Raw genomic sequence first — 19,043 nt, forward strand, 5'->3', positions numbered from 1 at the left:
ATATGGAATAGCAGTTTGGCGGGAAGATTGCCGGGCTGCTTCGGCGGATGAAATATCGCGTGCCCAAACCAGCCTCGGCCATTTTCAGGTAGCCTCAGAGGCTACCTGAAAACTTCCGCCTAATACCGCTCCATATCGATATCCAAGCCCAGCGAACGGATTTCTTTCACCAGCACGTTGAAGGACTCCGGCATGCCGGCTTCGATTTTGTGTTCGCCCTTCACGATGTTTTCATACATTTTGGTACGACCGGTCACGTCATCCGATTTCACGGTTAGCATTTCCTGCAGCGTGTAGGCGGCGCCGTAAGCCTCCAGTGCCCACACCTCCATCTCACCAAAACGCTGGCCGCCGAACTGCGCCTTACCACCCAGCGGCTGCTGGGTAACCAGTGAGTACGGGCCGGTGGAGCGGGCGTGCATTTTTTCGTCTACCAAGTGGTGCAGCTTCAGATAATGCATCACGCCCACGGTTACCTTGCGGTCGAACGGTTCGCCGGAGCGGCCGTCGTAGAGGGTGATCTGAGTTTTGGTGTCATTGAAGCCGAGCTTCTGCACTTCGGGGTCGTCGCTGGGGTAGGCCAGCTCGAGCATTTCGTAGATTTCCTGCTCTTTGGCACCGTCGAACACGGGCGAAGCGAAGGTGGCACCGCTCTTCAGGTTTTCGGCCAATTCGAGGATTTCCGCATCGCTGAGCGATTTGAGGTCTTCCTTCTTACCGCTGCCGTTGTACAGTTTTTCCAGGAAGGCGCGGATGTCTTTCACCTTGCGCTCTTCAGCCAACATTTTTTCAATGCGCTGGCCGATGCCTTTTGCCGCCCAGCCCAAGTGCACTTCCAGAATCTGGCCGATGTTCATGCGGCTCGGTACGCCCAAGGGGTTGAGCACGATGTCTACGGTGCGGCCGTCGGCCATGTAGGGCATGTCTTCCACCGGCAGAATGCGCGATACCACGCCTTTGTTACCGTGGCGGCCGGCCATTTTGTCGCCCGCCTGCAAGCGGCGTTTGATGGCGATGAACACTTTCACCATTTTCTGTACGCCCGGGGGCAGTTCGTCGCCCTGGGTCATTTTCTTTTTCTTGATTTCGTACAGTTCGTCGGCTTCTTCGCGTTTTTGTTGCAGCGAAAGCTTGATCAGCTCCATCTGTTTGGCGATGTCTTCATCGGCCACGCGGATATCGAACCAGTCGTGTTTGGTGGGCAGGGAAGCCAGATATTCGGCGGTGATTTCTTTGCCTTTGCCCAGCTTCAGCGGGCCGCCGTTGGCTTTCTGGCCAACAATCATGCGCTCGACACGATCGAAAGCATCGTTGTCGAAAATACGCAACTGGTCGCCCAAATCTTGACGGTAGCGTTTCAATTCGCCGTCGATAATCGACTGGGCGCGTTTGTCGCGCTGGATGCCTTCACGGGTGAACACCTGCACGTCGATAACCGTGCCGCTCATGCCGGTGGGCATGCGCAGGGAAGTGTCTTTCACATCGGAAGCTTTTTCGCCGAAGATGGCGCGCAGCAATTTTTCTTCCGGCGTAAGCTGGGTTTCGCCTTTGGGCGTCACCTTGCCCACCAATACGTCGCCGGCTTCCACTTCGGCGCCGATGTACACAATGCCGCTTTCATCCAGGCGGTTTTGCATGCGCTCGGACAGGTTGGGAATATCGCGGGTGATTTCTTCCGCACCCAGCTTGGTATCGCGCGCCACCACATTCAACTCTTCAATGTGGATGGAGGTGTAGCGGTCGGCAGCGGCCACTTTCTCGGAAATCAGAATCGAGTCTTCATAGTTGTAGCCGTTCCAAGGCATGAAGGCGATGGTCATATTCTGACCGAGCGCCAGTTCGCCCAAATCGGTGGAAGCGCCGTCGGCAATCAGGTCGCCGCGCTGCAACACGTCGCCGGCTTTCACCGCCGGGCGTTGGTTGATATTGGTGGACTGGTTGGAACGGGTGAATTTCACCAAGTTGTAAATGTCCACACCCACTTCACCGGCCACAGTCTCTTCGTCGTGCACGCGCACCACAATGCGGTTGGCATCCACATATTCCACCACGCCGCCGCGACGAGCCACGATGGCGGTGGCCGAGTCCACGGCCACGGACCGCTCGATACCGGTGCCGACCAGCGGTTTTTCGGCACGCAGGCAGGGCACGGCCTGACGCTGCATGTTGGCACCCATCAAGGCACGGTTGGCGTCGTCGTGCTCCAGGAAGGGAATCAGCGAGGCTGCCACAGACACCACCTGGCCGGTGGCCACGTCCATGTATTGCACGCGGTCGGCGCTGGCCATGATGGTTTCGCCTTTTTCGCGGCAGGTAATCAAATCGCCTTTCAGGTAGCCTTTCTTATCCACTTCGGCATTGGCCTGCGCAATCACATAACGGCCTTCTTCGATGGCAGACAAGTAATCGATTTCGTCGGTGACTTTGCCGTCCACCACACGACGGTACGGCGTTTCCAAGAAGCCGTAATCATTGGTGCGCGCATAAACCGACAGCGAGTTGATCAAACCGATGTTCGGGCCTTCCGGCGTTTCGATCGGGCACACGCGGCCATAGTGGGTCGGGTGTACGTCGCGCACCTCGAAGCCGGCACGTTCACGGGTCAAGCCGCCCGGGCCGAGCGCAGACACACGGCGCTTATGAGTCACTTCCGACAGCGGATTGGTTTGATCCATAAACTGCGAAAGCTGGCTGGAGCCGAAGAATTCTTTGATGGCGGCGGATACCGGTTTGGCGTTAATCAAATCGGTCGGCATCAGATTGTCGGCCTCGGCCTGATTCAGGCGCTCTTTCACGGCACGCTCAACACGAGCCAAACCTGAGCGGAATTGGTTCTCGGTCAGTTCACCCACGGAACGCACGCGGCGGTTGCCCAAGTGGTCGATATCATCCACTTCGCCATGGCCGTTACGCAGCTCAACCAGGGTGGCGATGGAAGCCACGATGTCTTCTGTACTGAGGATGAAACCGCCTTTTTCGGCTCCACCGGCCAGCGTTTCGTTCAACAAACGGCCGAACCAAGAATGTTTCTGGTCTTCGGTCAGTTTCTGCTCGTAGGTGCGGGTGTTGAACTTCATGCGGCCAACACGCGATAGGTCGTAGCTGGCTTCGTTGAAGAACAGGCGGTCAAACAGCATTTCCACCGCTTCTTCGGTCGGCGGCTCACCGGGGCGCATCATGCGGTAAATCGCAATTCGGGCAGCCGCCTGATCGGCAGTTTCATCAACGCGCAGCGTGGCGGAGATATAGCCACCATGCCCCAACTCGTTGATGTACAAAGTTTGGATTTCGTTTACACCTTGGATTTCCAGCTGAGCCAATAGTTCTTCGGTAATCTCGCTGTTGGCTTCTGCCAGCACTTCGCCGGTATCGGGAACAATTACATCTTTGGCCAACACTTTGCCAATCAAAGCTTCCGCTTCCACGTGCAGGCGTTTTAAGCCGGCTTTCTCGATGTCGCGCAGTGCCTTAGCCGTTACACGCTTGCCGGCAGCCACCAATACTTTACCTTCTTGATCGCAAATATCGGTTTTGGCCGTTTCGCCTTTCAAGCGAGACAACACCAAATCGGTTTCTACGCCTTCTCTGGTTAGATAGAAGGTTTCTTTATCATAAAAAGTATCGAGAATTTGCTCTGTCGTGTAGCCCAAGGCTTTCAGCAAGATGGTTACCGGCATCTTGCGGCGGCGGTCGATACGGAAGTACAGCAGGTCTTTCGGATCAAACTCCAAATCTAACCAAGAGCCACGATATGGAATAATTCTGGCAGAAAACAGAAGCTTACCGGACGAGTGCGTTTTACCGCGGTCGTGTTCAAAAAACACACCAGGAGAACGGTGCAGCTGAGACACAATCACGCGCTCCGTACCATTGATAATGAATGAACCATAGGGTGTCATCAGCGGAATTTCGCCCATATACACTTCATTCTCACGAACCTCTTTCACCACATTTGGTTTGGAAGATTCTTTATCCAAAATAACCAAGCGGATACGGGCACGCAGCGGCGCCGCATAAGTGATACCGCGCAATTGGCACTCTGCAATATCAAACAGCGGCTCACCCAAGATGTAATGGGCGAACTCTAGGCGGGCATAGCCATTGTGGCTGACAATTGGGAAAATCGAATTAAACGCTGCTTGCAAGCCCTCATCTTGGCGCTTGTCAAAAGCACAATCTTGCTGGAGGAACTTATGATAAGACTCCAACTGCGTTGCCAGCAGATAGGGCACTTCCAGCACACTATCCCGCTTAGCAAAGCTCTTTCTGATGCGTTTTTTCTCGGTAAACGAATAACTCATTACTAAACACTCCAAAGAATAAGAGATATGGATTCCATCTTTATCAAGGCGCAGCAAACACACCACTGCCTAAATTTACATATATTTGCTGTTAAACACAGGCCAAATAGCAAATATATGTAAATTACTGGCAATTTATATTTTCCAAGCGAAACAAGGCTGGCAGAAAACTGCCAGCCCGTTTGCAATAAACAGCTTATTTGATTTCGACTTTAGCGCCAGCTTCTTCCAGCTGTTTCTTAATTTCCTCGGCTTCAGCCGGAGTAACACCTTCTTTGATGGTTTTCGGAGCGCCGTCAACCATGTCTTTAGCTTCTTTCAAGCCCAAGCCGGTAATGGCACGTACCACCTTAATCACGCCAACTTTCTGATCACCAGCAGCAGCCAAAATTACATCTACTTCAGATTTGGCTTCAGCTTCACCAGCAGCACCAGCAGGACCAGCAGCAACTGCAACTGCAGCAGCAGAAACACCGAATTTGGTTTCAAATTCTTTAACCAAATCGTTCAGCTCCATTACGGTCAGGCTGCCGATTGCTTCCAAAATGTCTTCTTTAGAAATAGCCATGCTATAAAACTCCTAATTAAATAAATAACAAAGATCAAATAAATTTCGATTAAGCAGCTGCTTCTTCACCAGCTTTTTTCTCAGCCAAAGCAGCCATGCCGCGAGCTATGCCAGACAACGGAGCCTGCATGAGGAACAGCAATTTAGACAGCAACTCTTCACGACTCGGAATAGCTGCCAGTGCACCCACTTGAGCGGCATCCAATACTTTGCCGTCATATGAGCCTGCTTTAACGATCAGCTTCTCATCTTTTTTAGAGAATTGGTGCAATACTTTTGCTGCAGCAACCGCATCTTCAGAAGCGGCATAAATCAGCTGGCCAACCATATGCTCAGCCAGCTCAGCAAAAGAGGTACCTTCCACCGCACGTCGCGCCAAAGTGTTTTTCAACACTCGCAGATACACACCTTCCTTACGTGCATTAGCACGCAATTCGGTCATACTGGCAACACTGATTCCGCGGTATTCGGCAAGCACCATGGTCTGAGCATTGCCAATACCGGCAACAATCTCTTCCACCACTGCTTTTTTAGTTTCGATACTAAGACTCAAGGTCTACCTCCTACTGTTTATCAAAGAATACCCACAGGTATTCCACCAGTTCGGCAACCTGAAAAGACATTTTGCAAACAACCAATTGCATACACTTCAGGACCACCGTCTGCGTAGGGTAATTATTAAATCTTGCGATCCCTACGGTCTTGGACTCTACTTATAACAAGTATAAGTAGTCCGTTTTCAGGTAGCCTCTCAATCCAACCAAAGGCTACCTGAAAATTTCACTTAACCATTGATGCTGGCAACATCTACGCGCACGCCCGGCCCCATAGTGCTGGACAGAGCCACCTTCTTCAGATATTGCCCTTTAGTCGCCGCTGGTTTAGCTTTAATTACCGCATCCAGCAAGGCATCAAAGTTTTCGCGCAAGGCAGCCGGATCGAATGAAGCACGGCCGATAGCAGCATGAACCACACCTGCCTTATCAGTACGATACTGAACCTGACCAGCCTTGGCATTGCGCACCGCCTCTGCCACATTAGGGGTAACCGTACCCACTTTCGGATTCGGCATCAAACCGCGCGGACCCAAAATAGTACCCAATTGACCCACAACGCGCATTGCATCCGGAGAAGCAATGACCACATCAAAATCCAAATTGCCTTGCTTCACTTCAGCAGCCAAATCGTCAAAACCTACAATATCAGCACCAGCTTCCTTGGCGGCCTCAACATTGGCACCTTGAGTAAACACAGCAACACGAACAGTTTTGCCGGTACCCTTAGGCAAGACTACAGAGCCACGAATAACCTGATCAGATTTGCGTGAATCCACACCCAGATTGATAGCAACATCAATAGACTCATCAAATTTGGCTGTAGCGGTTTTTTTCACCAAGCCAATTGCCTCATCAATTGAATAGTGCACATTTGAATCGATAGCCGAACGAATCTCTTGGAAGCGTTTAGATGATTTAGCCATTACACACCCTCCACATCCAAGCCCATTGAGCGGGCAGAACCTGCAATCGTACGTACCGCAGCATCCAAATCAGCTGCAGTCAAATCCGGCTCCTTAGTTTTAGCAATTTCCTCAAGCTGAGCTCGAGTAACCTTACCCACTTTATTAGTGAGCGGGTTTGAACTACCCTTCTGCAATCCTGCTGCTTTTTTCAGCAAAATGCTTGCCGGCGGAGTCTTCATTACAAAAGTAAAAGACTTATCTGCAAAAGCAGTAATCACCACCGGAATCGGCAAACCTGGTTCCACATTCTGTGTTGCCGCATTAAATGCCTTACAAAACTCCATAATATTCAAACCACGCTGGCCCAGCGCCGGACCAACTGGCGGAGAAGGGTTTGCCTTCCCTGCAGGAATCTGCAGTTTGATGTAACCTACAATTTTCTTTGCCACAATTAGCTCCTAAACGGGTAAATACGCAGAACCTTCTGCTCCCCAAAAATCGAACTTTGCATTATAATGGAATTTCTAGCTTATTGCCAAGCGCACGATATTAAATTTTTTCAACCTGGCTAAAATCCAACTCAACCGGCGTCTCTCGCCCAAAAATCTGAACCAAAACCCGCAGCTTATTCCTCTCATAATCCACATCATCCACGAGACCATTGAAATCAGAAAAAGGCCCTTCCCCTACACGAACCTGCTGACCAACCTCAAACTCTACTCTCGGTTTCGGTTTCTTCTCGCCACCGGAAGCATCGGCAACCTGAGACATAATGGCATCAACCTCTCTCTGTGAGATAGGCAAAGGCCGATTAGCCGTACCGCCAACAAACCCATTTACTCGAGGCGTACTCTTGACTAAATGCCACGACTCATCAGTCATTTCCATCTCAATCAAAACATAACCTGGAAAAAATTTACGCTCACTAACCGTTTTCCGCCCATTCTTGATACCAACAACTTCTTCAACCGGCACCAAAATCTGGCCAAAAAACTCATCCATTCCCTCTCTAGCAATCCGTTCTTTGAGGGTTTTTTGAACATTCTTCTCAAATCCGGAATAAGCCTGAATGACATACCACATCTTAGCCATCGCTCTAACCACCTTTTAAAATTTATTTGCCACCACTCAGCGTAAGTAGCAGCCACACCAAGAATGTATCTACTAACCACAGAAACACAGTCATGACCGCTGTAAACATCAGCACAAAAAATGTATTACGCCATGCCTCATTCTTAGCAGGCCACACTACTTTCTTAATCTCGGTAATCGAATCTTTAATATACCGAATCAGATTTACCCCAATATCACACCATACAAAAACAATCAGTGCTGCCAATGAAATCCCACCACCCAACAATAGCCAGCGAATATAAAGCGGTTGATTAGCCAAAAGAGAAAATCCTATAGCACTCCCAAAAACCAGCACTACAGCTAAAAATATTTTGACCGCATCTCCTGACCGACTTTTCTTTTGACCACCCTGCGCACGATTACGCAGCTCTTGGCGAGATGGCTTTGCAGACACCGCATCAAGCATCTCCTTTACTTTTTGTTTACGATCTCTCATTATAGCAACCACCCTAAATCTACATAATGAATTTATAAAATTAAAGACTAACCGGCGAGCCGGTTAGTCTTTTTTTGGCAGGCCAGGAGGGTCTCGAACCCCCAACCCTCGGTTTTGGAGACCGATACTCTACCAATTGAGCTACTGGCCTCTAAACCTTAAGCAATCACAGAAGCAACCACACCGGCACCTACCGTGCGGCCACCTTCGCGAATCGCAAAGCGCAGACCTTCTTCCATCGCAATCGGGGCAATCAGTTCTACGGTAATGGTTACGTTCTCACCAGGCATTACCATCTCTACGCCGGGTTCGAGCTCTACGGCACCAGTTACGTCGGTGGTGCGGAAGTAGAACTGCGGGCGGTAGTTAGCAAAGAACGGTGTGTGACGGCCGCCTTCTTCTTTGCTCAATACATACACTTCGGCTTTGAACTTGGTGTGCGGGGTGATGCTGCCGGGTTTGGCCAATACTTGGCCGCGCTCTACTTCTTCGCGTTTGGTGCCGCGCAACAGTACGCCTACGTTGTCGCCTGCCTGGCCTTCATCGAGCAGTTTGCGGAACATTTCGACGCCGGTGCAGGTAGTTTTCTGGGTGGGTTTCAAACCGACGATTTCGATTTCGTCGCCAACGTGGATGACGCCGCGTTCTACACGGCCGGTTACCACGGTGCCACGGCCGGAGATGGAGAATACGTCTTCAATCGGCAGCAGGAAGGGTTTGTCAATGGCGCGCTCGGGGGTGGGGATGTAACTGTCGAGGGCGGCGGCCAGTTCGAAGATTTTTTCTTTGTAGCCGGCATCGCCTTCGAGGGCTTTGAGGGCGGAACCTTGTATGATGGGGCAGTCATCGCCGGGGAAGTCGTAGCTGGAGAGCAGGTCGCGGATTTCCATTTCTACGAGTTCGAGCAGCTCGGCGTCATCTACCATGTCGCATTTGTTCATGAATACGAGGATGTAGGGTACGCCTACCTGACGGGCGAGCAGGATGTGTTCGCGGGTCTGGGGCATGGGGCCGTCGGCGGCGGATACAACGAGGATGGCACCGTCCATCTGGGCGGCACCGGTAATCATGTTTTTCACGTAGTCGGCGTGTCCGGGGCAGTCTACGTGAGCGTAGTGCCGGGTCTCGGTTTCGTATTCTACGTGGGCGGTGTTGATGGTGATGCCGCGGGCTTTTTCTTCCGGGGCGTTGTCAATCTGGTCGTAGGCTTTAGCCTGTCCGCCAAATTTCTCGGCCAAAATGGTGGTCAGCGCTGCGGTCAGCGTGGTCTTACCATGGTCAACGTGACCAATGGTGCCAACGTTTACGTGCGGCTTGCTACGTTCGAATTTTTCCTTAGCCATGGCAATTTCCTATATAGCTTAAAATTAAGAGTGAAAAGGGATAAAATCAGATGGTGCCCATGGGCAGATTTGAACTGCCGACCTCTCCCTTACCAAGGGAGTGCTCTACCCCTGAGCTACATGGGCCTAAAAAGTTTATTGGAGCGGGTGAAGGGAATCGAACCCTCACCGTAAGCTTGGAAGGCTTCTGCTCTACCATTGAGCTACACCCGCACTTATGCCCCAAACATCAATGTGGTGGTGGGAGAAGGATTCGAACCTTCGAAGCTCTCGCAACAGATTTACAGTCTGCCCCCTTTGACCGCTCGGGAATCCCACCAAAAGAGAACACGAATATAGCCGCTTTCGCAAATGCTCGTCAAGCAAAATTTTCAGGCCATTTTCTCGATTTCTGGCAACACAATATTTTTACAACAAATTCTGTATTACGCTTTTTTCAGCAAAATGATTTTTTCGTATTTTGCGCGCAACTGTTCTTCGCTTTCCGGGTTTTCCTCGTCAATCAGGATACAATCCACCGGGCACACCTGCTGGCATTGCGGTTCGTCGTAGTGGCCAACACACTGCGTGCACAGGTTTGGATCAATCTCATAGATTTCCTCTCCTTGCGAGATGGCATCATTGGGGCATTCCGGCTCGCACACGTCGCAGTTGATGCATTCGTCAGTAATAAAAAGAGACATTTTTTTCCTCTTCAGTGCTTTTCTAATTATCCAAAACCGAAGGCGCGGGATTATAGCACAAGCCGCTTTTCAGGTAGCCTGTTTTCAGTGCGGCAAATAGAAAATTTATCCTTTGAGAACAATTATTAAATGCAACTCACTCCGGCTCGTAGGCCAGCAGGGCATAGCGGCTCAAACCCGATCGGCCTTCCTTCCGCACGGCCAAATACTCCGGCAGTGGAGGAAATTCCCCCGCCTCTATATATACCCGCGCGCCGGCCTGCAAACGCGGCTGCAAACGCGTAAACAGCTGCGCCCATTCCTGCCAGGCAAAAGGCGGATCGAGAAACACCACGCTGAACTTCTCCTGCGCCGCAGCCAGATAATCCAACGCACCGCCCGTATGCACGCTCACTTTTTCAGGTAGCCCGAACTCGCGCACCTGCTGTTGCAAACTTGCCGCAGTACGGCGGTTGTGTTCCACCAGCACCACTTTGGCCGCATGGCGCGAAGCGGCTTCCAAGCCAAGCGCGCCGCTGCCGGCAAACAGATCGAGCACGGTTTGCCCCGCCAAATCCTGGCCGAGCCAGTTGAACAGGCGTTCGCGCACGCTGTCAGCAGTGGGGCGCAGGCCTTCCGCCGAGGCGAATTTGATTTTGCGCCCGCGGTGTTCGCCGCCGATGATGCGGACTTGGTTGCTGTGTTTGCTATTGTTTGGTGTTTTCATTTTGTTAGTTGCCGCTCTATAGTGAATTAAATTTAAACCAGTACAGCGTTGCCTCGCCTTGCCGTACTACCTGTACTGTCTGCGGCTTCGTCGCCTTCTCCTGATTTAAATTTAATCCACTATATTTTCAGGTAGCCTGTTGCTTGAAATGCCCGTGGCGCCCCTAATATGTATGCCACCTATCCACACCACAAGAGGAAAACCCAATATGATCAGCACCATCATTATCGGCTTCATCATCGGCGTGTTGGCCAAATTCCTGTATCCCGGCGCGCAACGGCTGGGCATCATCATGACCACGCTGCTGGGCATCGGCGGCTCGGTGGTGGCCAGCTGGGTCGGGCAGACGATGGGCTGGTATGCCATCGGCCAACCGGCAGGCTGGATTGCTTCCACGCTGGGCGCGATTGCCATTTTGGCAATTTTTGCCGGCCTGCGGAAATAAAGCCGCGTTGCTGGCAACCAAAAGCAGCCTCCACCAATCGGTTGGCAGGCTGCTTTTTATGTGCGCTTGTTTGCCAGCCTGACGAGACTACCTGAAAAACGGCCACGGCTGCCGACCATCCGCAACCCTTGTCTGAAGTTTTCAGGTAGCCTGATGGTGCAAACTTGGCTATCCGGTCAAAAGGCTACCTGAAAAATGTTTTGCCGTTTTCAGGTAGCCTTTCTGTTTCACCAACGGCTCATCCCTTCGGTGCAGGCGGCTCAATCTGCTCTTTCCAGCCGCATTCTTTCTGCGGGCACACTTTTTCCACACCCCAGCGTTTGGTGGTTTTGATGGTGAGCACCGGCCAGTGGCATTTCGGGCATTCTTCTGCGACGGGCGGGTTCCAGGTGGCGTAGTCGCAATCGGGGTAGGTGTTGCAGCTGTAAAACAGCTTGCCGTAGCGCGATTTGCGCTCTATCAGATGGCCTTTGCCGCATTTGGGGCAGCCCACGCCGGTGTCTTTCGGCTTTTCCAAGGGCTCGATGTGTTTGCACTTGGGATAGTTGGCGCAGCCGATGAATTTGCCGAAACGGCCTTTTTTATACACCAGCTGGCCGCCGCATTTGGGGCATTCGCGCCCTTCCACGATAGTGGGCTCTTCGGCGGCTTTGGCGGCTTCTTCGGCGGTTTCGTTGATATTGCGCGTGTAGTCGCAATCGGGGTAGCCGGAGCAGGCGATGAAGCGGCCGCGTTTGCCGAATTTGATTTGCAGCTTGTGTTGGCCGCATTTGGGGCAGGTTTCGTCCAGCTCTTCGGTGGTGATTTTGGCGCGCTCGATGCCGGCTTTCTCTTCAATCTGCTTGTGGAAGCCTTTCCAGAATTTGTCCATCACCGGAATCCACTGCCGCTTGCCGCTGGCGATGTCGTCAAGCTGGTCTTCCAGCTTGGCGGTGAAATCGTAATCCACATATTGGGTGAAGTGTTCGGTGAGGAATTTGTTGACGATTTCGCCGGTGTCGGTGGGCAGGAAGCGGCGCTGGTCCACGGTTACGTATTCGCGGTCTTTCAGCGTTTTGATGATGCTGGCGTAGGTGGAGGGGCGGCCGATGCCGAATTCTTCCAGCGCTTTCACCAGCGTGGCTTCGTTGAAGCGGGGCGGCGGCTGGGTGAAGTGCTGCTCGCCGTAGAGCTTGTCCACCGGCAGGGTTTCGCCGGATTCCAATTCGGGCAGCTTTTTGTTGTCTTCATCCTCGTCGTCTTCGTCGTGCCCTTCCTGATACACGCTCAAGAAGCCGGCAAACACCAGCACTTGGCCGGTGGCGCGGAACACGCCTTCGCCCACGCCGATGTCCACGGTGGTGGCATCAAACTTGGCTTCGGCCATCTGGCAGGCCATGGTGCGCTGCCAAATCATCTGGTAGAGCTTGAATTGGTCGGCGCTCAGGAAAGGCTTCACGCTTTCGGGCGTGCGATACACCGAGGTGGGGCGGATGGCTTCGTGCGCTTCCTGCGCGTTTTTCGATTTGGTGCGGTACATGCGCGGCGACTTGGGCAGGAAATCGGCGCCGATTTTGTTGTCGATATAGTGGCGGATTTCGGCCAGCGCGTCTTGCGACAGAGTAACGCTGTCGGTACGCATATAGGTGATCAAGCCCACCGAGCCTTGGCCTACGTCCACGCCTTCAAACAGCTGCTGCGCCGTGCGCATGGTGCGGTCGGTGGTGAAGCCGAGCTTGCGCACGGCATCTTGCTGCATGGTGGAGGTGGTATAGGGCGCGGCGGGCTTGCGGGTGGCCTTTTTCTTGGCCACTTCCAGCACCTGCGCCGGCTTGCCCTGCATGGCGGCCAACACTTCCGCTTGCGCGGCTTCGTTGCCTAAGGAGAATTGCTCCAGCTTATTGCCCTGCCAATGCGTGAGCTTGGCGCCGAATTTCTGGCGGCCTTTGTGGCTGTCTAAGTGCACGCTCCAGTATTCCTGCGTTTCAAAGGCGCGGATTTCGTTTTCGCGCTCGCAAATCAGGCGCAGGGCGGGGCTTTGCACGCGGCCGGCGCTCAGGCCGCGGCGGATTTTCTTCCACAGCAGCGGCGAGAGGTTGAAACCCACCAAATAATCCAGCGCGCGCCTGGCCTGCTGTGCGTCCACCAAATCCATATCCAGCTTGCGCGGCTGCTTCAGCGCTTCCTGCACGCCTTTTTTGGTCACTTCGTGGAACACCACGCGCTGGGTGCGCTCTTCCAGGTTTTTGATGCCGCGTTTGGATTTGAGGATTTCGTAAATATGCCAGGAAATGGCTTCGCCTTCGCGGTCCGGGTCGGTGGCCAGGTAGAGGGTGTCGGCTTCTTTGGCGGCGGCCACAATGGCGTCGATGTGTTTCTTGCTCTTGGCCGGCACTTCGTATTTCATGGCGAAATCGTGCTCGGGATCCACCGCGCCATTTTTCGGCACCAAATCGCGCACGTGGCCGAAGGAAGCCAACACTTCAAAATCGCTGCCCAAATATTTTTTAATCGATTTAATCTTGTTGGGAGACTCAACAATCAGCAGGTTTTTCGACATTATTTCCTCGCAAAAGACAGTTGTGGCAGCCGGCGGGCGGCCGAATTCCGTTGGCACCGCATCGAGCTTCGCAGCAGCTCACGTTTTCAGGTAGCCTTTATTCGTTCACGGCGTGCGGCAAACGTGCCGTACTCAATCAAAGGCTACCTGAAAAAGCCTTGAAGTTTTCAGGTAGCCTTATAGATGGTGTCGGCATGGCGTTTCTCAATTCATCACCGCCTGGCCGCGCAGCACGGCATTGGCCAAATCGTCACCGATGAGCATGGGCAGCTCGGATTTGTCTGCCCACAGCACCAACAGCGCCAGCACTTTCACATGCGCCTCGGTGAGCGGCTCTTCCGATTTGGCCGAGAGGTGCATCAGCGCCAGCAGCACAAATTCGCGCTGCTCGGCGGAAAGCGCGCCGTTCTGCATCAAAAAGTGCAGCAAACCCAAAGCCTGCGGCGGCACGGCTTCCAATTCCTCGGGCAGATACACGCGCATGGATTGCTCGCCCGCGCCGTGATGGCGCACCGCGCGGCTGCGCTCTTGCAGCACGTTCATAAATAATAGCGTATCACGAATTTCCTCATCCTGGAAACCCACCTCTTCGAGCAGGCTGCCGAGCACGTCGTTGGCGGGGCAGGCGTCGAAATCTTGGAAGTTCTCCAATAAAAAGGTAATTACGTCGATCATCATTTTCTTGTCCTATTCGGGGAAATGCGCTGGTAGCGGCCGCCGGCCAGCGGCGCCACTTCGCCGTGGATTTCCAGCAGGGTGAGCTCGGCATACACATCGGCGGCGGGGATGCCCAGGGCTTGCGCCAGGGTGTCGGGGTGGATGGCGTCGTAGCCCATGGCGCGCAGCAGCGGGGGTTCGGCTTGCGGCTCGTTTTCCAGCAGCCCGCTGCGTTCGTTCGGGCTACCTGAAAATTCGTTTTGCCCGTTTGGGCTGTGCGGGAAGCCGCTGCTTTCGTTTTTGCTGCGCGGAAACTCGCGTTGCTCGTTTTTGCTTCTCAGAAACTCACTCTGTTCGTTTTGGCGAAACTCGCTGCGCTCGTTTTCAGGTAGCCTTTGGGCGGCGGGTTTTGCTTTTGTCGGCGCGGCTTCTTGCAGCAGCGGGCACTCTTCCAAAATGTCGGCCAGGGTTTCGGTGAGCTTGGCGCCCTGCTTGATGAGCGCGTGGCAGCCTTTGCTGTGCGGGTTGTCGATGGAGCCGGGCACGGCGAACACGTCGCGCCCCATCTCCACTGCCAGCCGCGCGGTAATCAGCGAGCCGGATTCCAGCGCGGCCTCCACCACCAGCACGGCGGAGGAAAGCGCGGCAATCAGCCGGTTGCGGCGCGGGAAGTTGCCGGCCAGCGGGCGCGTGCCCAAGGGGAATTCCGACAAGATGCAGCCCGCTTCGGCAATGCGGTGCGCCAAACTTTTGTTGGCCACGGGATACACGCGGTCAATGCCCGTGCCCCACACCGCCACCGTGCCGCCGCTTTTGCGCAGCGCGCCTTCGTGGGCGGCGCTATCGATGCCGGCAGCCATGCCGGATACGGTAACGATGCCGGCCTCGGCCAGCGCTTCGCCAAACTCGCCGGCAATCCGCATGGCCTGCGGGGTGGCGTGGCGGCTGCCCACGATGGCCACCGCCGGCCGGTGCAGCCATTCGGTGCTGCCGCGCGCAAACAGCACGGGCGGCGGGGTGATGCCTTCGCCCAGCTGCGCGGGAAAATCTTTGTCGCAAGCGAACAATAAACGGCAGTTTTCCTGCTCCGCCCATTCCAGCGCGGCTTCGGCGGCGGCTTCCGCTTCGTGGCGGCGGTTGCGCCAGGCTTCCTGCGCCGGACGGGTGGGCAGGACGGCGGCTACTTCCTCTTCGGCTGCCCACACGGCGGCGGCCGAGCCGTAGTGGCGGCAGAGTTCGTAAAACGTTTCCGCACCGATGTGCGGCATCAGCGCGAGCCGGAGCCAGGCGGAACGTTCTGCGGTATTTTCCATGGGCGTTTTGCGTGTGTTTGAATGATTTTGGAAAGGGCGGTTTGGCGGCTGCCGACGGGTATCAAGCATTTTCCAAGCCAAGAATCGGGAAAGGCACGCAATGGATTGTGTTGAATGGATAATCTGCCATTTTTGCACCTATTCCGCCTGCGGTTCGGCAGGGCAGTTTGGCGAGGCAGTCTGGCGTTTCGCCATTTGGCTGAAGCCGTTCTTCCTTCCCGCAAGGCGGCAAGCCGCAGGCGGCCAAACAATATGGCAAAGCGGGGCAGCGCGGTAGGAAGGAAGAAGGGCTTTGGCTATAATGCGGCTTTTGCATTGCCAAGGCTGTGTGCTATGTCGCTCAAAACCGTGAAGAAATCCCTGCTGGTGCCGCATTCGGCCGAGCAGATGTTCGAGCTGGTGGACAAGGCGGAGGATTATCCGCAGTTTCTGCCGTGGTACAGCCGCACCGAAATCATCGAGCGCAGCGGCAACGAACTGAAAGCGCGGCTGTTTATGGACTATATGGGCGTGCGCCAATCCTTCGCCACGCACAACCGCAACATCCCTGGCCGCGAAATCCGCATGACGCTCTTGGAAGGCCCCTTCAAAAGCCTGAACGGAACTTGGCACTTCCTGCCGCTGGGCGACGATGCCTGCAAGGTGGAATTCGAGCTGCACTACGAATTTTCCAGCCGCATGCTTTCCGCGCTCATCAGCCCCGTGTTCAGCCACATCAGCGGTACGCTGGTGGACGCTTTCGTGAAAGAGGCAGGCCGCCGCTATGCCTAGCGATACCCCGCTCCATATCGAAGTGGCCTATGCCGAGCCGGGCAAACAATGCCTGTTGGCTTTTCAGGTAGCCTGCGGCACCACCGCGCGGCAGGCCGTGCTGCAATCTGCCTTGCCAACCGAATTTCCACACGTTGATTTTGCCGCCGCGCCCATCGGCATCTTCGGCAAAAAAGTGAAAGACAACACCCCGCTGCGCGAAGGTGACCGCGTGGAAGTGTACCGCGCCCTGCTCATCGACCCGAAAGAAAACCGCCGCCGCAAAGCCGCCGCCAAACAGAAAAAAGAGGCTACCTGAAAGCCCTGGCAGCCTTATCCACTTTCCCATGTCCACATCCCCCTTCCACCTCAACCCCCAGCAGCTCGAAGCCGTGCATTATCTCGGCGGCCCCCTGTTTGTGCTGGCCGGGGCAGGCAGCGGCAAAACCCGCGTGATTACTGAAAAAATCGCCCACCTCATCCGCGAAGTGGGCTACGCCCCGCACAACATCGCCGCCATCACCTTCACCAATAAAGCCGCCGCCGAAATGCAGGAGCGCACCGCCGCCATGCTCGGCAGCCGCCAAACCCGCGGGCTTACCGTCTGCACCTTCCACTCGCTGGGCATGCGCCTCTTGCGCGAAGAAGCCCAATACATCGGCTACAAACAAAACTTCTCCGTGTTCGACGGCTCCGACAGCGGCAAAATCATCGCCGAGCTGCTCGGCAGCAGTGGCCGCGACGCCGTCTTCCGTGCCCAGCACAAAATTTCCCTGTGGAAAAACGACCTGCTCACCCCCGAGCAAGCCTTTCAGGTAGCCTCCAACGAATGGGAACGCCAAACCGCCCGGCTCTACGCAGGCTATCAGGAAACCCTGCACAGCTACCAAGCCGTCGATTTCGACGACCTCATCCTCCTGCCCACCCGCCTGCTGCAAAACGAAGCCGGCATCCGAATCAAATGGCAGATGCGCCTGCTGCACCTTTTGGTGGACGAATGCCAGGACACCAACACCTGCCAATACACCCTCATGAAGCTGCTCACCGGTGCCGAAGGCCGCTTCACCGCCGTGGGCGACGACGACCAAAGCATCTACGCCTGGCGCGGCGCCAACATGGAAAACCTCCGCCTGCTCCAGCAAGACTACCCCGCCCTCAAAATCATCAAGCTCGAGCAAAACTACCGCTCCTCCGCCCGCATCCTGCGCGTGGCCAACCAAGTTATCGCCAACAACCCCAAACTCTTCCCCAAAACCCTCTGGAGCCAATACGGCGAAGGCGAGCCCGTGCGCATCATCGCCTGCCAAAACGAACAACACGAAGCCGAATACGCCGCCGGCAGCATCATCCGCCGGCGCAACCAAAGCGGCGGCAGCCTCAACTACGCCGACTTCGCCATCCTCTACCGCAGCAACCACCAAGCCCGCCTGTTTGAAGAAGCCCTGCGCAGCGCCCACATCCCCTACCGAATCTCCGGCGGCCAAAGCTTCTTCGAAAAAGCCGAAATCAAAGATATCCTCGCCTACCTGCGCCTCCTGGCCAACCCCGACGACGACCCCGCCTTCCTGCGCGCCGCCACCACGCCCAAACGCGGCATCGGCGACGCCACCCTCAGCAGCCTCAACCGCTACGCTGCCGAAGCCTCCTGCAGCCTCTACGCCGCCGCCAACACCGCCGAAGCCCTAGCCCGGCTTCCCGCCGCCGGCCGCGAAGCCCTGCGCCAGTTCACTGCCCTCATGCAAAGCTACCAAAGCCGCGCCCAAAGCGAGCCCGCCGGCAGCCTCATCCAAGAGCTCCTGGCCGACATCCGCTACGAAACCTACCTGCTCGAACACGAAGAAGGCAAAAGCGGCGAAATCAAATGGCGCAACGTGCAAGATTTATGCGCCTGGCTGGCCAGAAAAGGCGAACAAGACGGCAAAACCCTGATCGAACTCTCCCAAACCATCGCCCTGATGAACCTGCTCGACAGCCGCAGCAAAGAAGAAACCGACACCGTAACCCTCTCCACCCTGCACGCCTCCAAAGGCCTCGAATACCCCCACGTTATCCTCGCCGGCTGCGAAGAAGGCCTCTTCCCCCACGCCGACAGCGTAGAAGAAGGCAACCTCGACGAAGAACGCCGCCTCATGTATGTCGGCATCACCCGCGCCAAACACAGCCTCACCCTCACCCACTGCGTCAAACGCCGCCGCCAAGGCGGCTGGCAATTCCCCGAGCCCAGCCGCTTTATCGGCGAAATGCCCCCGGCCGACCTCAAAATCCTCGGGCGCAAAGGCGGCGAGCCCATCGTGAGCCACGAAGAAGGCAAAGCCAACCTGCGCAGCATGCTCGACATGCTCAACGCCAAAATCGGGCAGGACAAAAGCTGAAAGGCTACCTGAAAAATCAGCCAGCGAATGAACGCAAGCATTGCCTAAGCCTGAACCAACCCTCTCCCACGGGAGAGGGAATGTTTTTTCAGGTAGCCCTCCCTCCCCCATCATTCACCAGTAAACAAGCACCCCTATCCCGTCCATTTTTCCCCATTCCTCCCCGCCAGCCCGCCCTCTCCGGCGCGGCAGGCATACCTTGGCCGGCCCCTCCCCGCCCGCCTTATCATTCAATTTCAACAACCCTTTATTTCCACTTAAAATTTTCCCAAGGCAAAATCCGTATCCTTGCGTAAAAAACTGCTAGAATGCGCAAGCAACATTAGTTGTTATG

Annotated in this window: 17 protein-coding genes, 4 tRNA genes and 1 pseudogene; 4 read left to right on the plus strand and 18 right to left on the minus strand. The window is 55.0% G+C overall.

Going from position 1 to position 19,043, the window contains the following annotated elements:
• Nucleotides 1-119 precede the first annotated feature (119 nt).
• The 15 genes and pseudogenes from rpoB to LG371_RS05950 form a co-directional block, all read right to left on the minus strand.
• Entirely contained in the window at nt 120-4,301 is a 4,182-nt protein-coding gene (gene rpoB, locus LG371_RS05880) for a DNA-directed RNA polymerase subunit beta (RefSeq protein ID WP_225747996.1), read from the minus strand.
• A 196-nt stretch (nt 4,302-4,497) separates the two neighbouring features.
• Nucleotides 4,498-4,869: a 50S ribosomal protein L7/L12 gene (rplL, locus tag LG371_RS05885; protein ID WP_067590307.1), complete on the minus strand. Its 372-nt coding sequence runs from the start codon at nt 4,867-4,869 to the stop codon at nt 4,498-4,500.
• A 49-nt stretch (nt 4,870-4,918) separates the two neighbouring features.
• Nucleotides 4,919-5,422 carry a 50S ribosomal protein L10 gene (gene rplJ / locus LG371_RS05890; RefSeq protein ID WP_225747997.1) on the minus strand — a complete coding sequence of 168 codons (504 nt, stop codon included), beginning with the start codon at nt 5,420-5,422 and terminating at the stop codon, nt 4,919-4,921.
• A 231-nt stretch (nt 5,423-5,653) separates the two neighbouring features.
• Complete coding sequence (gene rplA, locus LG371_RS05895; RefSeq protein WP_067590312.1) at nt 5,654-6,349, minus strand: 50S ribosomal protein L1; 696 nt, start codon at nt 6,347-6,349, stop codon at nt 5,654-5,656.
• On the minus strand, nt 6,349-6,780 hold the full coding sequence (gene rplK / locus LG371_RS05900) for a 50S ribosomal protein L11 (RefSeq protein ID WP_064090314.1): 432 nt from the start codon (nt 6,778-6,780) through the stop codon (nt 6,349-6,351). The genes rplA and rplK overlap by 1 nt, the downstream gene beginning before the upstream one ends.
• Before the next feature lie 100 nt (nt 6,781-6,880).
• On the minus strand, nt 6,881-7,423 hold the full coding sequence (gene nusG / locus LG371_RS05905; RefSeq protein WP_067590315.1) for a transcription termination/antitermination protein NusG: 543 nt from the start codon (nt 7,421-7,423) through the stop codon (nt 6,881-6,883).
• A 22-nt stretch (nt 7,424-7,445) separates the two neighbouring features.
• The gene (secE, locus tag LG371_RS05910; RefSeq protein ID WP_082890678.1) at nt 7,446-7,901 is read right to left on the minus strand and encodes a preprotein translocase subunit SecE; all 456 of its coding nucleotides are present in this window, start codon (nt 7,899-7,901) and stop codon (nt 7,446-7,448) included.
• 75 nt (nt 7,902-7,976) lie between these two features.
• Nucleotides 7,977-8,052 (minus strand) — tRNA-Trp (locus LG371_RS05915).
• Nucleotides 8,053-8,059: 7 nt separating this feature from the next.
• Nucleotides 8,060-9,244, minus strand: coding sequence for an elongation factor Tu (gene tuf / locus LG371_RS05920; protein ID WP_067589334.1), 1,185 nt, complete (start codon nt 9,242-9,244; stop codon nt 8,060-8,062).
• Between the two features lie 51 nt (nt 9,245-9,295).
• Nucleotides 9,296-9,370: transfer RNA gene (locus LG371_RS05925), tRNA-Thr, on the minus strand.
• A gap of 13 nt (nt 9,371-9,383) precedes the next feature.
• Nucleotides 9,384-9,457: transfer RNA gene (locus tag LG371_RS05930), tRNA-Gly, on the minus strand.
• A 22-nt stretch (nt 9,458-9,479) separates the two neighbouring features.
• A tRNA-Tyr gene (locus LG371_RS05935) sits at nt 9,480-9,563 on the minus strand.
• 106 nt (nt 9,564-9,669) lie between these two features.
• Nucleotides 9,670-9,927: a YfhL family 4Fe-4S dicluster ferredoxin gene (locus tag LG371_RS05940; RefSeq protein WP_067595242.1), complete on the minus strand. Its 258-nt coding sequence runs from the start codon at nt 9,925-9,927 to the stop codon at nt 9,670-9,672.
• A 136-nt stretch (nt 9,928-10,063) separates the two neighbouring features.
• Nucleotides 10,064-10,633 (minus strand): 16S rRNA (guanine(966)-N(2))-methyltransferase RsmD, encoded by a 570-nt coding sequence (gene rsmD / locus LG371_RS05945; protein WP_225747998.1) that lies wholly within the window; start codon nt 10,631-10,633, stop codon nt 10,064-10,066.
• A gap of 19 nt (nt 10,634-10,652) precedes the next feature.
• A pseudogene (locus LG371_RS05950) lies at nt 10,653-10,760 on the minus strand (IS5/IS1182 family transposase); the annotation flags it as partial.
• 81 nt (nt 10,761-10,841) lie between these two features.
• On the opposite strand from LG371_RS05950, the gene LG371_RS05955 reads away from it, so the two are divergent.
• Nucleotides 10,842-11,078: a GlsB/YeaQ/YmgE family stress response membrane protein gene (locus LG371_RS05955; protein WP_067595236.1), complete on the plus strand. Its 237-nt coding sequence runs from the start codon at nt 10,842-10,844 to the stop codon at nt 11,076-11,078.
• A 238-nt stretch (nt 11,079-11,316) separates the two neighbouring features.
• On the opposite strand, the gene topA is transcribed toward LG371_RS05955, so the two are convergent.
• The 3 genes from topA to dprA all read right to left on the minus strand — a co-directional run bounded on the left by topA (nt 11,317) and on the right by dprA (nt 15,587).
• Nucleotides 11,317-13,617, minus strand: a complete 2,301-nt coding sequence (gene topA / locus LG371_RS05960) for a type I DNA topoisomerase (RefSeq protein ID WP_225747999.1) — start codon at nt 13,615-13,617, stop codon at nt 11,317-11,319.
• Nucleotides 13,618-13,821: 204 nt separating this feature from the next.
• Complete coding sequence (locus tag LG371_RS05965; RefSeq protein WP_370632657.1) at nt 13,822-14,295, minus strand: DUF494 family protein; 474 nt, start codon at nt 14,293-14,295, stop codon at nt 13,822-13,824.
• Nucleotides 14,292-15,587, minus strand: a complete 1,296-nt coding sequence (dprA, locus tag LG371_RS05970) for a DNA-processing protein DprA (RefSeq protein ID WP_225748000.1) — start codon at nt 15,585-15,587, stop codon at nt 14,292-14,294. The genes LG371_RS05965 and dprA overlap by 4 nt, the downstream gene beginning before the upstream one ends.
• Before the next feature lie 333 nt (nt 15,588-15,920).
• Between dprA and LG371_RS05975 the strand changes: the two genes are divergently transcribed.
• The 3 genes from LG371_RS05975 to LG371_RS05985 are packed head-to-tail and all read left to right on the plus strand — an operon-like array spanning nt 15,921 to nt 18,709.
• Nucleotides 15,921-16,358: a type II toxin-antitoxin system RatA family toxin gene (locus LG371_RS05975; RefSeq protein WP_225748001.1), complete on the plus strand. Its 438-nt coding sequence runs from the start codon at nt 15,921-15,923 to the stop codon at nt 16,356-16,358.
• Nucleotides 16,351-16,656 carry an RnfH family protein gene (locus LG371_RS05980; protein WP_225748002.1) on the plus strand — a complete coding sequence of 102 codons (306 nt, stop codon included), beginning with the start codon at nt 16,351-16,353 and terminating at the stop codon, nt 16,654-16,656. The genes LG371_RS05975 and LG371_RS05980 overlap by 8 nt, the downstream gene beginning before the upstream one ends.
• A 28-nt stretch (nt 16,657-16,684) precedes the next feature.
• Nucleotides 16,685-18,709, plus strand: a complete 2,025-nt coding sequence (locus tag LG371_RS05985) for a UvrD-helicase domain-containing protein (RefSeq protein WP_225748003.1) — start codon at nt 16,685-16,687, stop codon at nt 18,707-18,709.
• Nucleotides 18,710-19,043 lie beyond the last annotated feature (334 nt).

It is taken from the genome of Eikenella sp. Marseille-P7795 (assembly GCF_916618725.1).
Taxonomy (GTDB): Bacteria; Pseudomonadota; Gammaproteobacteria; order Burkholderiales; family Neisseriaceae; genus Eikenella; species Eikenella longinqua.